We start from the raw sequence: 13823 nt of genomic DNA on the forward strand, positions 1-13823 counted from the left end.
TCCCGGTCTCGGTGCCACCGAACCGGGATGACAAGGAATACGGGCTTATGCCCCAAGCCAAACAAAAAACCGGCAGTCCTTTCGGGCCGCCGGTCTCGTTGATTTCTTCCTCGAAGGAAAAAACTTACTTCATTTCGGTGATGACTTCGAAGCCGTTGGAGCCGACCTCAAAGAGGGCGTAGGTGCCCGGAACGTCGCCTTTTTCGTCGAAGTTGTGGTCGCCAGCCGCGCCCTTGTAGTCGATGGCGGTGCCGGCTGCGATCAGCTCTTTCGCCTTTTTCCACTCGCCCGGACGGATCGCTTCGCCTTCACCGTTGGAAACGTCGACGACTGCCGCCGCAACGTCGGCCTTGTTGCCGCCGGCCTTTTCAATGGCGAGCGCCAGCACGAAAGCCGCATCGTAGGAGGTGTTGGCAAAGATCGCGTCCGGATCGCCGCCAACGCCCTTGAAGGCTTCGTTGAACATATCGAGCGACTCGGACTGCTCACCAACCGGAGACGAAGACACGAAATTGGCCAGGTTTTCCGCACCCAGTTCGTTGATCACAGCGTCGGACTTCATGCCGTCGCCGCCGACAAACTTGTCGAAGAAGCCGTTCTCAAGTGCCTGGCGCAAAATGGTGAGGCCGGTGCCGTCGCCATAATCGAAGATGACCAGCGTGTCGGCGCCACCCTTGGCGAGTTCAGCCAGGTTGGAGCGGTAAGAAGCCTTGCCTTCTTCATGTGCGGCAAACTGGGTGATTTCGCCGCCGAGTTCATCGGCATATTCGGCTTTGAACGCATTGGCGAGACCAGTGCCGTAGTCATTGTTGAGGTAAGCAACCGCGACCTTGCCGTAACCCATCTCTTTCATGGTGCGTGCAAGCGCACGGCCCTGATAGTCGTCCGACGGAACGGTGCGGAACACGGTGCCCTTGTCTTCCAGACCAGAGATTTCGGGCGATGTGCCGGACGGCGTGATCAGCGCGATGCCAGCCGGAATGGTGACGGAACCGGCAGCTGCGAGGACTGCGCCCGAGCAATGCGGACCGACGATGCCGACGACACCTTCGATGTTGACCGCTTTGGTGGCAGCGTCCGTACCGCCTTGCGGGTTACAAGCACTGTCGCCGACGACGCCGACGAGGTTCTCGCCGTCACCGATACCGCCCTGTTCGTTGACCTGCTGAACGGCCAGCTGTGCGGCATCGATCATGGCAGGTGCCATTGCAGCGATCGGGCCGGAAACGCCGCCGATCAGACCGATTTTCACGTCGGCCTGCGCAGGTGCGGATGCCAGTGCTGTTGCGGCCAGCATGCCGGCAGCGAGTGCAATAAACTTGGTTTTCATAAGAGTACCTCCTCAATTATCCGGTCTTTGCCGGGTCTTTAGGAATTTCGGTTCCCGCACCTGAAAACAAATGCGATCCCCAAGGGAGCGGGCCTAGCGCGGGTCCGCCCCGGATTTTGTTGCCCGCTGGTCTCCCCTCAATGGCTCGGGAAGCAATCCTTCCGGCCGGAAGCGCAGAACAAGCTGCAGCATCAGGCCGATCAGGAACAAGCGGATGTATTTCGCCTGGACCGCATATTCATGCGGAAGGCGGTCAGTTGCAATCTCTGATACGGACCAAATGATCCAAACCACCGCAGCACCCAGGATCGCGCCGCGATTGTTGCCGGATCCACCGAGGATCAGCATGATCCAGATCAGGAACGTCGCGACCATCGGATCGATGGCCTCCGGTGTGATCGACCGGTTGAAATGGGCAAACAGGGCGCCGCCCAGGCCCATCAGTGCCGCCCCGAAGATAAAGGCTTCCAGCCGGCGGAACTCAACATCCTTGCCCATGGCTTTTGCCGCGTCCTCATTGTCGCGGATCGCCCGCATCATACGGCCCCAGGGCGCATTGAACTGGCGCTCGACGAGAACATAGGCGGCGATCAGAACGGCCAGCACTATGATCAGGTAGGCGATCTGCGATTCCATATAGGCTAGGTCGCCGGCCGGGCGCGGAATGCTGGAAATGCCTCGTGCGCCATTGGTCAGAACCGGCTCGGACTTGATCACCAGGCGAATAATCTCGGCGATGCCGATCGAGGCAATCGCCAGGTAATCGGACCGGAACCGCAGACAGATCTTGCCAATCGGCCAGGCCACCAGTGCCGCCGCGAGCATGGCCGCGATCCAGCCAAAGACAAAATGCAGATCGAAACCGCCTAGCCGGCCGTCTGCGGGCGGCGTCGAAACGATTGCCGAAGTGTAGGCGCCGACGGCGAAGAAACCGGCGATACCGGCATTAAAGAGCCCCGCAAAGCCCCACTGGATGTTCAGGCCCAGCGCCAGCAGCGCATAGATGCAGATAAAGATCCCCATGAAGAGGGCGTAGTTGACAAGACCCAGAAACTCCATCCTGCTCCCTCCTCCTAAAGAACCTTGCCCTTGAGCAGCCCGGTCGGGCGCACAAGCAGCATGAACAACAATATGGCAAATGCCATGGCGGCCTTGTATTCGCTTGGAATAACCAGAACCGAGAGTTCCTCCGCGATACCGACGATCAGGCCGCCTAACACCGCCCCCTCAACCCGCCCGACACCGCCGAGAATGGCGGCCGCGAACATGGGAAGCAGCATGTGCCAGCCCATCATGGATTTCAGTTCCGTATTGATGCCCAGGAAAAAACCGGAAGCGGCACACAGACCGCCGGCAATCACCCAGGTCAGCATCACGACTTTCTTGTTGTCGATGCCGGAAAGCAGGGCGAGGTTCGGATTGTCCGACATAGCCCGCATTGCCTTGCCCCACTTGGACCGGGTCAGGAACACATGCAGGACGCCGACCAGTGCCACCATTGCAAGGATCGTGTAAATCTCCCGGTCGCGGATGCGTATGCCGAAATAGTCTTCCGGGCGTACGATGCCGCGCGTATAGGTCTGCGTATCCACGCCCCAGACGACCTGAACCACCGCTCTGATCATCAGCGCGATACCGAGCGAGGCCATCACGGTCACGATCTTGGGTCGCTCGCGCAGATGCTCGTAAAAGACCTTGTCGATCCCCACCGCAACGGCTGCAGTTCCAAGGATGGCGATCGGAAGCGCAACATAGGGAGAGACCCCGAGGCTCGTGACGACCGCCAGGGCGATGAAGGCACCCAGAGTTGCCATGTCACCATGAGCCAGGTGGGCATAGCGCAGAATTGCGAAGATGAGCGTGATGCCAACGGCACCCAGAGCGTAGATCGACCCGAGCACGATGCCCGGCACAACGTAAAAATTGAGAAGTTCGAACAGATTCATACCGATCACCCACCCAGAAACATTTCGGCGACTTCACGGTCAGCCAGAAGGTCCGCACCGGTCCCTTCATGACGGTTTTTACCCGCAGCGAGAACATAACCACGGTCGGCAAAGGCGAGTGCCTGCTTGGCGTGCTGCTCAACCAGAAGGATGGCAACCCCAGTATCGCGCACGTCGCGGCAGATCTGGAAAATCTGCTCCATGTATTTCGGCGAGAGGCCGGCGGTCGGTTCGTCCAGAAGAAGCAGTTTCGGATCCAGCATCAAGGCCCGACCCATGGCAACCATCTGACGCTGACCGCCCGACAGGCTGCCGGCCAGCGTCTTGCGACGTTCCTTCAGATCCGGAAACAACTCGTAGACCCGGTCATAGGCAGCCGTCAGGTCTCCAGTCTTCAGAAAGCCGCCCATCTCGAGATTTTCCTGGATCGACATTTCCCGGAAGATGTTGTCGACCTGCGGCACATAACAAATACCGCGCTGCACGATCCTGTTCGGCGCCCAGCCGGTGATGTCGTCACCGTCGAAGAGGATCTTGCCGCCGCGTATCGTCAGCAGGCCGAAGACGGATTTCATCGCGGTGGATTTGCCCGCACCGTTCGGGCCGACAATCACGACGATTTCGTCCTGCGCGACGCTCAGCGAAACCGTTTGAAGAATGTCCGCCTCGCCATAGCCACCGGTCAGGCTTTCCATCGACAGAAGCGCGGTCATGCAGCATCTCCCGTGGTTTCGCCGAGATAGGCTTCAAGCACCTGCGGATCGGAACGCACGGTCTGGAAATCACCTTCGATCAACACCCTGCCCTCTGCCATGCACACAACCGGATCGCACAGTTTTTCGATCATCTCCATGTCGTGCTCAATCAGGACGAAGGTATAGCCGCGCTCCTTGTTGAGGATGTCGATCTTGGTCTCCAGTTTGCGCAACAGGGTGCGGTTGACACCCGCCGCCGGTTCATCGAGCAAGACCAACTTGGCGTCGGTCATCATGGTTCGCCCGAGTTCCAGAAGCTTTTTCTGGCCACCGGACAGATTGCCGGCCCGCTCGTGCGCGACGTGGCTCAGTTCCAGAAAATCGAGCGTTTCATAGGCTTTACGCTCAACGTCGTTTTCCGAGGTCTTCACGCGGCCCCACGCCACCCAGTTTGCGAACAGGCTTTCGCCCGGCTGTGATGGGGGCACCATCATCAGGTTTTCCAGCGCTGTCAGCTTGTGGAATTCATGGGGGATCTGGAACGTGCGCACCAGCCCCTTGTGAAACAGCTGATGACTGGCAAGGCTCGTCACGTCCTCGCCCTGGAAACGGATGGCACCACTTGTTGGATGAAGCGCTCCGGCGATCAGATTGAAGAGCGTTGTTTTCCCGGCGCCATTGGGTCCTATAAGTCCTGTGATGCTGTTTGCTTCGACGCGAAAGGTGCAGCCGTTGACTGCTTTGAAACCGCCAAAATCCATAACGAGCTGATCAAGCTCTAGCATTCAAGCTCCTCGCCGCCCCCCAAAAGCGGTCTTTCTTCTTTCATCTTGGCTGCGCCCCGCCTTTCCGGCTCTTTTGACAAACGTTTGACGCCTGCCCGTCGCAACAAGATGACCTTCTAACTTCATTGGCTCAGCAATCAACCGATAATCACCCGCTTACACAGCAGAAAGGGCAAGATATTCCAGAATTTGCCCGTCCGTGAAACGTGTAATTCTGAAACCTGCCAAATCTGCTAGGGGTTTCTTTAAAGCGCGTCGGGCAAATGCCGGTTTTCGCCTAACCCATGACTTTGACAGCGTACTTCGATGACCCGCCGACGCCCAAAAAATCGCTTTTCCTGCCAAGTGTGGCACCAAACGGGTCATATTGCGCCAGCTTATACGTATTTCTGCCAATAAATTTCAGACTTTTCCTCAACGAATTCAATTTGAAGGAATATTCTTAGGTCCACTTCAGGGTTTCTCGATTACAGTCGAACTTCTGTTTTGTGCTTCGCCATTAATACTGCGAGCACGCATGCAATAGAACTACAGGCAGGTGAGCCGACGGCCCGCAAAGCCCTTAAACGGAGTTTGGAGGAAAAACTGGCAAGCCAACCCGATCCGTCCCCGGATAGACATGACGTGACACCTCTTTTTCCGGTCACCATTGCCGACGGCAAAGTTGATATGGACCTTGTCCTCCAGTTGTACGACAGGCTCGATACGGCAGTCTGGATCTTCGATTTTGACCACAAAAGATACTTGTGGGCCAACAAAAAGACGCTTGAAATCACCGAGGCGGAATCCCTTGAGGAATTGCAATCGCGCGACCTTGCGGCCGACATGTCGCCGGCAGTCGAGCAGCGCCTCAGACAGTATCAGCAAGACTTCAAGAAAAGCGATACGAGCTTCTCCGAAATCTGGACACTTTATCCGAAGGGCAAACCAAAGGTATTGCAGATCGCCATGAGCGGCGTCCGGCTGAGAGATGGTCGGATGGGTTTGCTGTGCGAAGGTCGCGAACATCACGAACAGCAACCCGAAACGCTGCGAAGCGCCGAAGCCCTTCTGCACACGACGGTGATGATTTCGCTGTTTTCAAGACAAGGCGAGCCGCTCTACAGGAACACCGCCTCGCGCGCGGCCTGTGTCTCGCTTGAAACACAGTTCCAAGACCAGTTTGTGCATCCGGAGGATGTTCAGAGCATATTCGATGTGGTTGATCGCGAACGATCGCTGAAATTCGTCGCGCAAATGAAAACGAATGCCGGAGCGAAGTGGCACGAACTGACCATTCGCGCCTGCCACGATGCGGTTTCCGGACAAGATGCCTATCTCGTCAGCGAAATCGACGTTACCGAACTCCACGAGACCAAGGAACGTGCGCAGTATCTTGCGAGCCACGACACGCTCACGGGCCTTTCGAACAGGACCTATCTCCAGGAACGGCTGACGCAGATTCTCGACGTGGCGAAACGGAATGACCAGACAGCCACACTTTACCTCTTGGATCTGGACGATTTTAAGCTGGTGAACGATTCCCTCGGTCACGCGGCAGGTGACGTCCTGCTCCAACTGGTGGCCGAAGAACTCAAGGCTCTTGCCGGACCGGACGATGTCATCGCCCGGCTCGGCGGTGACGAGTTCCTCATGTGTCACCTGGAGAAACCCGGCGAAGAGGAACCCGGCTGGTTTGGGCGCGCGCTCCTCGATTCATTTTCAAAGCCACGCATGATCGAAGGCAAACAACGCCAGATCGGTCTCAGCCTTGGGTACGCGCACTTTCCCGATGATGGCGAGACGGTCGATGAACTCATGCGGCATGCCGATCTTGCGCTCTATCAGGCCAAGTCGGATCCCAACAACAAGTGCATTCAGTTCCGTGACCGAATGCGGCGCCTCCGGGACGAACACCGGGCGATAAAGAAAGATCTCGAGCGTGCGCTGAAGGAAGACCAGTTCGTTCTCTACTACCAGCCGATCGCCTGCACGCGCACCGACAGAGTGGTGTCGGGCGAGGCGCTGTTACGCTGGCAGCATCCAGAGCGAGGTCTCATTGGTCCGGACGAGTTCATTCAGATTGCAGAAGACACCGGTCTGATAAATGACATTGGGACCTGGGTCGCCGAGCAAGTCGCTAATTTACAGCGGCGCATGCACAATCTCCAAAACAGCGTGCCGCTGGCTCTTAACGTATCGCCGCGCCAACTCTCCGACTCTGCGTTTCTCACCCTGATGCAGTCGCTACCGTTTGAAACGGGATGCACGCCGGGCAGAATCTCGCTTGAAATTACCGAGTCCGTCATTCTCGGTGATATTCCGAACGCGCGCGAGACGCTGACTTCGCTGAAAAATTGCGGCTACCAGATCGTTATCGACGATTTCGGCACCGGCTATTCGAACCTTGCGTATCTGCACAACTATCCGATCGACGGCATCAAGATCGACCGCATGTTCATGGAGGACGTGGAGTCCGGCGGCGAAATCGTCAAATTGATCCTGTCGCTCGCGAACGCACTCGGAGCCAACGTCGTTGCCGAAGGCGTCGAAAGCATCGAGCAACGCTCGTGGCTTTCACAGAACGGCTGCAACCGGTACCAGGGGTATCTCTACTCAAAGCCGGTCCCGGAAGAGCGTTTCCTGTCCATGCTGGAAACGCAGAGCAAGATCGCTGCTATGTGACCTTTGCCCGCGTTTTGTATTCCGGCCGATCCCAACTGCGGGTCTTCAGGATCTCCGCCAGAATATCGACTGCATCAACCACGTCCTGATGCGAAAGATACAGCGGTGTGAAGCCGAAACGCATCACATCGGGCGCCCGGAAATCGCCTATCACGCCGCGCGCAATCAGGGCCTGCATGGCGGCATAGCCTTCGTCGAAACGGAACGAAACCTGGCTGCCGCGCTGCTGTGGGTCTCTGGGGCTGGCCAGCGTCAAGTCGGGACATTTCGTTTCAACCTGCGAAATGAAAAGCTCGCTCAGCGAGATCGACTTGGCGCGCAGATCGGCCATATCTACGTCTTCAAAAACGTCCAGTGCCGCGTGGAGACTTGAAAGCGCCAGAATGGCTGGCGTCCCGACCGTCATGCGCATGATCCCGTTCACCGGTCTGTAGTCCAGGTCAAAGGCAAACGGTGCCTCGTGGCCCATCCATCCTGTGAGGGGCGAACTGACGTGGTCAAGATGCTCCGGAGCCACATACAGAAAAGCCGGGGCACCGGGGCCGCCATTCAGATATTTGTAGCCGCACCCGATTGCGAAATCCGCCTTGGCCCCAACAAGATCGACCTCGATGGCCCCTGCAGAATGCGCCAGGTCCCAGACGGCGAGCGCACCGGCCTCATGCGCCTTGCGTGTTAGTTCTTTCATGTCGTGAAGGCGGCCGGTCCGGTAATCGACCTGCGTCAGCATCATGACCGCGACTTCGTCTCCAAGGGCCGCTTCAACGTCCTCGGGAGCTACGATTTTCAGTTCGTGTCCTTTGGAGAGCAGTTCCTTCAAACCTGAGGCCACGTATAGGTCAGTCGGGAAATTTCCGCTGTCGGACAGGATTACCTTACGCTCCGGGCGCAGGGAGAGCGCCGCAGAAAGAACCTTGAACACGTTGACCGACGTGCTGTCGCAGGCAACGACGGTTCCCTTTGGCGCTCCGACAAGCCTGCCGATGCGATCACCCGTGCGAAGTGGAAGATCAATCCAGCTGTGAGCATTCCAGGCCCGGATCAGGCTGCTGCCCCACTCGTCCCTGACAACTTCGGACAGCCTGTCCGGGACATGTCTTGGCAAGACGCCCAGTGAGTTTCCATCAAGATAGATGACACCTTCCGGGATCAGGAAGGCATCTTTCTTGTGCCTTGGATCATCATTCAAATCGGTCACGTTTTGTGAGGTCATTGCAGGCTCGTTCCGGAAACGCATTTGAAGAAGAGGCCGCACGCTATCAAAGGCCTCCCTTTCAAACAACACCGCCTGTCTTCCCAAATCAGTATTGAAAGATGCCGTTTGAGAAAGGTTGCCAAATCCGATGTCGCAATCAGCACAGAATTGCCCGCTTCAGCGCCGGATTACCGAAACACATCTGGTAGCTTGAGCCTCACGGATGCCCCGTTCAGCAGCGCGTCAAATTTGGTGTTAGTCCATGTTCATCAGCGTCTTCGACATATTCAAGATCGGTATTGGTCCTTCCAGTTCGCATACTGTCGGACCGATGGTGGCCGTTCACCGTTACCTGGACAGGGTGCGTGGCCTTGCCGGAGCTCAGATGGATGCGGTGCGCCTCACCGTTACCCTGCACGGCTCGCTTGCTTTCACCGGCAGGGGTCACGCAACCGACAAGGCAGTCTGTCTCGGACTTCTGGGTGCAAAACCCGACACGCTCGATCCAGACCGGGTGGAGCCGATGCTTCAGGGATTGCAGCAGGCTCAAAGACTCGCCATTCCAGGTTTGCCGGAGATCGGTTTTAGTCCGGACAAAGACGTGATTTTCGACTACGGCCCATCGTTGCCGCTGCACGCGAACGGGATGACATTCAACCTTCTCGACGCGTCCGGAGCACTGATCGACACGTTCGTCTATTTTTCAATCGGCGGAGGTTTCGTCGTCAGCGAAGACGAACTGCGCAAGACAACGAACGCACCTGTCAACGAACTGGCCGTGCAGCCTGTGCCGTTTCCGTTTTCGTCTGCCCGCGAAATGCTGGACATGGGTCGGGACGCCGGTCTTTCCATTGCCGAAATGAAACTTCAAAACGAGTGCTGTGACAGCCTGCGTGAGGATGTCGAAAAACGTATCGATACGCTTTGGGCAGCCATGGACTCCTGCATCAACAGAGGGATAACCCAGGCCGGGATCCTTCCCGGTGGCCTGAAGGTCAAGCGACGTGCGGCCGACATATACCAGCAGCTTATTCGCGAAGGGCGCAGCAATCCGCCATTCGAACATAGCGTGGTCGATTGGCTCGGCGTTTACGCCATGGCCGTCAATGAGGAAAATGCCGCCGGCGGACGCGTCGTGACCGCTCCGACCAATGGCGCTGCAGGCGTCATTCCAGCCGTTACGCGTTATTATCTGGATCATTGCCCGGGAGCTGACCAGGCAGGGGTACGTGTGTTTCTCCTGACGGCTGCAGCAGTTGGCGGCATCATCAAGGCCAACGCGTCGATCTCAGGCGCTGAAGTGGGCTGCCAGGGCGAAGTCGGCTCTGCATCGGCGATGGCGGCTGCGGGTCTATGCGCCGCACTTGGCGGCACCAACGAGCAAGTCGAAAATGCTGCCGAAATCGCTCTGGAACATCATCTGGGAATGACCTGCGATCCGATTGCTGGTCTGGTGCAGGTCCCTTGCATCGAACGCAATGCGCTTGGCGCGGTCAAGGCGGTCACGGCCACGTCGCTCGCTTTGCGGGGCGACGGTACTCATTTCGTGCCGCTGGATGGTTGCATCGAGACAATGCGCCAGACAGGCATGGATATGATGGAGCAATACAAGGAAACCTCGCGAGGTGGCCTGGCCGTCAATATCGTCGAATGCTAAACCATTGATAATTTTTACGATTTACTGAAATCAATTGCCGCCACGCTGAAAAGAGGTAATAGTCACCCGCAAAACTGGTGCATCCATTGGTTGCGCCATTCGCGGGGGATGCGCATGGAAATTCTCAAGTGGCTGGCGACGCAGTCTTCGCTGGTGTTTCTGTTTGTCGCCGTTGCGCTCGGATATTTCGCCGGAAAACTGAAGATCGGCAATTTTGTTCTCGGCGGCATCGCCGGGACGCTGATCATGGGTGTTATTCTCGGTCAGGTGGGCGTCACGATAGACAGCGCCGTGAAGGACATCTTTTTCGCGCTCTTCATCTACGCAGTCGGTTATCAGGGCGGCCCTCAATTCTTCCGGGCGCTTTCTCTGAAGTCGCTCAATCAACTGCTATCGGCGGCCGTCATGTGCCTGCTCGGGCTGTTTACCGTCCTGGCCTTTGCCTGGGGCTTCGGTCTTGACCGGGGAACGGCTGCTGGTCTTGCCGCCGGCGGACTGACCCAGTCCGCGATCATCGGCACCGCGGGCGAGACAATTCAGAAACTGAGCGTGTCGGCGGACCTCAAGCAGGTCATGGAGACCAATATCGCAGTCGGCTATGCGGTCTGCTACATATTCGGCTCAATCGGTCCGATCATCATGGTCACCTGGTTTTTTCCCACCGTCATGCGCTGGGATATCCGCAAGGAGGCACTGAAACTCGCAGAGAAAATGTCCGGTGGCGCGGCAGAATTGGAGCCCGGTCAGTTCAACGCCGCCCGCCGTATCGACACGCGCTTTTTCCAGCTGAATGCGGGCAGCGACTGGTTGGGAAAATCAGCGCAGGATCTCGATAATTCCATTGACGATGCGGCGCTCGAAGCCGTCCTGCGCTCCGGAAGCGAAATTCATCTTGATGATGCGAAGGCCTTCCAGGAAGGCGACGTGATCGCCCTGACAGGACTTGTCTCCGCGCTGGACAGTCAAGCGGCTCAGCTTGGCGTAGAAACAGAGGCCCCGGACGGCTACAGGCTCGTCCTGGAAAATAGGCACCTTGTCCTGACGAACCCGGACTTTGCGGGCAACAGGCTCAAGGGAATACACGACCACACGAAGTCGAATGCGCTGCGCGATGTGTTCGTGACGGGCGTGAACCGGATGGGACGTGATCTGCCGCTCTTGCCCGATCTTGAGATACACAAGGGCGACGAGCTGCAGCTGACGGGAAGCCCGCGCGACCTGAACAAAGTTCAGAAGTCGCTCGGCTATCCGATCAGCTCCGCCGCGGTTACCGACTTCATCTTCTTTGGCATGGGCATGACGCTCGGCCTGTTGCTCGGCCTTATCGAATTCAAGATTGGCGGCGTTCCGGTCTCTGTCGGAAGTGGTGGCGGCTGCCTGCTTTCAGGCCTACTGTTTGGCTGGCTGCGCAGCACGCATCCGCGCTATGCGGCCCTGCCGACTGGCGCAGTCAACTTCCTGCGAGACTTCGGACTGGCCGTTTTTGTCGGTGTTGTCGGGATCAGCGCCGGACCACAGGTGCTCACGACCCTTCAGCAGCAGGGCATGAGCATCTTCCTGTTCGGGATCGGTGTCACCCTGATCCCTCAGTTCATCGGCTTTTTCTTCTCCTACTATGTGCTGCGGATCCAGAACCCGATCGAGGCACTGGCTTGCGTGGCGGGTGGACGCAGTGCCAATCCGGCCTTCGCCGCTCTGCTGGGCAAGGCTCAAAACGCCACGCCTGTGGTCACATTCACTGTGACCTACGCTGTTGCAAATGTTCTGCTGACCCTTTGGGGACCTCTCATTGTCGGCCTCGTTTCAACCAATCCCGCTCAATAGCGTCACGGGAGACTTCAGATGAGCAAGCAAGACTATTCCGAATTCCAGGATCTCAGCCCGTTTGAACTCAAGGACAAGCTTATCGAAATTGCATCGTCCGCCGCACAGCGCATCATGCTGAATGCGGGACGTGGCAATCCGAACTTTCTGGCGACGCATCCACGGCGCGGTTTTCTACGGCTCGGCGACTTTTCGGTCGAAGAGGCCGAACGGTCCTATTCCTATCTGGACAGCGGCTTTGGCGGTCTTCCCGACAAGGAAGGGCTGTTGCTGCGTTTTGAGGATTTTCTTCATCGCCATGAGGACCGGGAGGGAACAACATTCTTGCGCGCGGCCCTGTCCTTTGCCAAAGACCAGCTCGGAATTCACCGGCATGAGCTTCTTCACGAAATGGTCGAAGGATTTTTGGGATGCAACTATCCGGTTCCCCCGCGCATGCTGACGAATGCGGAGAAAATTGTCGGGGCCTATCTTGGCAAGGAGATGTTCGGCAACGAACCTCAGCACGGCCCCTATTCCGTTTTCGCGACCGAGGGCGGAACGGCGGCAATGACCTACATCTTCCAGACCCTGAAGTTCAACGGACTGGTCAAGCCGGGAGACAAGGTCGCACTAGGCACACCGATTTTTTCGCCCTATCTGGAGATCCCTCCTCTGCCAGAATACGATATGCCAATCGTCGACATCCGCATGGAAGAAGGGGCCGACTGGCAATTCAGTGACGCTGAGCTGGCAAAGCTCGAAGACCCTGATATCAAGGTTTTCTGCATCGTCAATCCGAGCAATCCGCCGTCCGTCAAGCTCTCGCCCGATGACCTCGACAGAGTCGCGGCGGTGATCAACGAAAAGCGTCCGGACCTGTTTGTCGTCACCGACGACGTCTACGGGACCTTCGCGGACGATTTCGTATCGCTGTTTGCAAAGTGCCCGCGCAATACCTTGTGCGTCTACTCCTTTTCGAAATACTTCGGAGCGACTGGCTGGCGTCTTGGCGTGATCGCGCTTCATGAAGACAATGTCTTTGACGAAGCGCTCGCTGCGCTCTCACAAGACACAAAAGTGGCTCTGGACAGGCGTTACTCGTCGCTCACCACCACCCCACGGGATATCAGGTTCATCGACCGTCTTGTTGCCGACAGCCGCGCCGTTGCGCTCAATCATACGGCCGGCGCATCGACCCCGCAGCAGATCCAGATGATGCTGTTTGCCCTTGCCGGATTGCTGGATCGCGACGACCGCTACAAGGACGCAGCAAAGAGCCTCATTCGCAAACGTTTCAATACGCTGGAACTCAACATGGGCGTCAAACCGCATCGCGAACCTGAGGACGTCAATTACTACACCCTGATCAACCTCCAGCATCTGAGCGGACGTCTTTACGGCGATGCATTTGCCGACTGGTTCGTCGCGCAGAAGAAGGGATACGATTTTCTGTTCCGCCTTGCGGAAGAAACAAGCGTCGTCCTGCTTCCCGGCAAAGGATTTGAAGTGGTTGATGCGTCCGCGCGCGTGTCCCTCGCCAACCTGACTGAAGCGGAATATGCGAAGATAGGTGCTTTCGCGCGCAAAGTGATCGCCGAGTATCACGACGAGTACATGAAAAAGTAGAGCTTTCCCGACTTCGAAAGAATTTTCGGACATTTAAACTCTATTACGCTGAACTGTGTATTACGGTTCGGCGTACTTTTTATGTGAAGACTACGTGGGTCCGCCACTCTTTGAACTCG

The 13823-nt window shown here is 57.3% G+C and carries 10 protein-coding genes; 4 read left to right on the plus strand and 6 right to left on the minus strand.

Annotated features, from left to right (window positions below):
• Positions 1–124: 124 nt before the first annotated feature.
• From Q0915_RS14880 to Q0915_RS14900, 5 genes are all read right to left on the minus strand, one after another.
• Positions 125–1330, minus strand: a complete 1206-nt coding sequence (locus tag Q0915_RS14880) for an ABC transporter substrate-binding protein (protein WP_299474831.1) — start codon at positions 1328–1330, stop codon at positions 125–127.
• A 93-nt stretch (positions 1331–1423) separates the two neighbouring features.
• Positions 1424–2389, minus strand: coding sequence for a branched-chain amino acid ABC transporter permease (locus tag Q0915_RS14885; protein WP_299474834.1), 966 nt, complete (start codon positions 2387–2389; stop codon positions 1424–1426).
• Positions 2390–2403: 14 nt separating this feature from the next.
• Positions 2404–3276 (minus strand): branched-chain amino acid ABC transporter permease, encoded by an 873-nt coding sequence (locus tag Q0915_RS14890; RefSeq protein WP_299474836.1) that lies wholly within the window; start codon positions 3274–3276, stop codon positions 2404–2406.
• Between the two features lie 5 nt (positions 3277–3281).
• Positions 3282–3989: an ABC transporter ATP-binding protein gene (locus Q0915_RS14895; RefSeq protein ID WP_299474839.1), complete on the minus strand. Its 708-nt coding sequence runs from the start codon at positions 3987–3989 to the stop codon at positions 3282–3284.
• A complete protein-coding gene (locus Q0915_RS14900; RefSeq protein ID WP_299474842.1) occupies positions 3986–4756 on the minus strand; it encodes an ABC transporter ATP-binding protein in 771 nt (256 codons plus the stop codon). The genes Q0915_RS14895 and Q0915_RS14900 overlap by 4 nt, the downstream gene beginning before the upstream one ends.
• 624 nt (positions 4757–5380) lie before the next feature.
• Between Q0915_RS14900 and Q0915_RS14905 the strand changes: the two genes are divergently transcribed.
• Positions 5381–7420 (plus strand): EAL domain-containing protein, encoded by a 2040-nt coding sequence (locus Q0915_RS14905; RefSeq protein WP_299474845.1) that lies wholly within the window; start codon positions 5381–5383, stop codon positions 7418–7420.
• Here the strand turns inward: Q0915_RS14905 and kynU are convergent.
• Complete coding sequence (gene kynU / locus Q0915_RS14910; RefSeq protein ID WP_299474848.1) at positions 7413–8633, minus strand: kynureninase; 1221 nt, start codon at positions 8631–8633, stop codon at positions 7413–7415. The two genes, Q0915_RS14905 and kynU, sit on opposite strands and share 8 nt — an antisense overlap.
• A 244-nt stretch (positions 8634–8877) precedes the next feature.
• Between kynU and Q0915_RS14915 the strand changes: the two genes are divergently transcribed.
• The 3 genes from Q0915_RS14915 to Q0915_RS14925 all read left to right on the plus strand — a co-directional run bounded on the left by Q0915_RS14915 (position 8878) and on the right by Q0915_RS14925 (position 13704).
• Entirely contained in the window at positions 8878–10272 is a 1395-nt protein-coding gene (locus Q0915_RS14915; RefSeq protein ID WP_299474851.1) for an L-serine ammonia-lyase, read from the plus strand.
• A 114-nt stretch (positions 10273–10386) separates the two neighbouring features.
• Positions 10387–12096: an aspartate-alanine antiporter gene (gene aspT, locus Q0915_RS14920; protein WP_299474854.1), complete on the plus strand. Its 1710-nt coding sequence runs from the start codon at positions 10387–10389 to the stop codon at positions 12094–12096.
• 18 nt (positions 12097–12114) lie between these two features.
• Positions 12115–13704, plus strand: a complete 1590-nt coding sequence (locus tag Q0915_RS14925; protein ID WP_299474857.1) for a bifunctional aspartate transaminase/aspartate 4-decarboxylase — start codon at positions 12115–12117, stop codon at positions 13702–13704.
• Positions 13705–13823: the final 119 nt, after the last annotated feature.

This window comes from uncultured Roseibium sp. (genome assembly GCF_947494555.1).
Classification (GTDB): domain Bacteria; phylum Pseudomonadota; class Alphaproteobacteria; order Rhizobiales; family Stappiaceae; genus Roseibium.

Coding starts and splice junctions, on each gene's coding strand:
- Q0915_RS14890 (WP_299474836.1), bottom strand. CDS start 3,276: ATGAATCTGTTCGAACTTCTCAATTTTTACGTTGTGCCGGGCATCGTG.
- aspT (WP_299474854.1), top strand. CDS start 10,387: ATGGAAATTCTCAAGTGGCTGGCGACGCAGTCTTCGCTGGTGTTTCTG.
- Q0915_RS14925 (WP_299474857.1), top strand. CDS start 12,115: ATGAGCAAGCAAGACTATTCCGAATTCCAGGATCTCAGCCCGTTTGAA.
- Q0915_RS14900 (WP_299474842.1), bottom strand. CDS start 4,756: ATGCTAGAGCTTGATCAGCTCGTTATGGATTTTGGCGGTTTCAAAGCA.
- Q0915_RS14880 (WP_299474831.1), bottom strand. CDS start 1,330: ATGAAAACCAAGTTTATTGCACTCGCTGCCGGCATGCTGGCCGCAACA.
- Q0915_RS14915 (WP_299474851.1), top strand. CDS start 8,878: ATGTTCATCAGCGTCTTCGACATATTCAAGATCGGTATTGGTCCTTCC.
- kynU (WP_299474848.1), bottom strand. CDS start 8,633: ATGACCTCACAAAACGTGACCGATTTGAATGATGATCCAAGGCACAAG.
- Q0915_RS14885 (WP_299474834.1), bottom strand. CDS start 2,389: ATGGAGTTTCTGGGTCTTGTCAACTACGCCCTCTTCATGGGGATCTTT.
- Q0915_RS14895 (WP_299474839.1), bottom strand. CDS start 3,989: ATGACCGCGCTTCTGTCGATGGAAAGCCTGACCGGTGGCTATGGCGAG.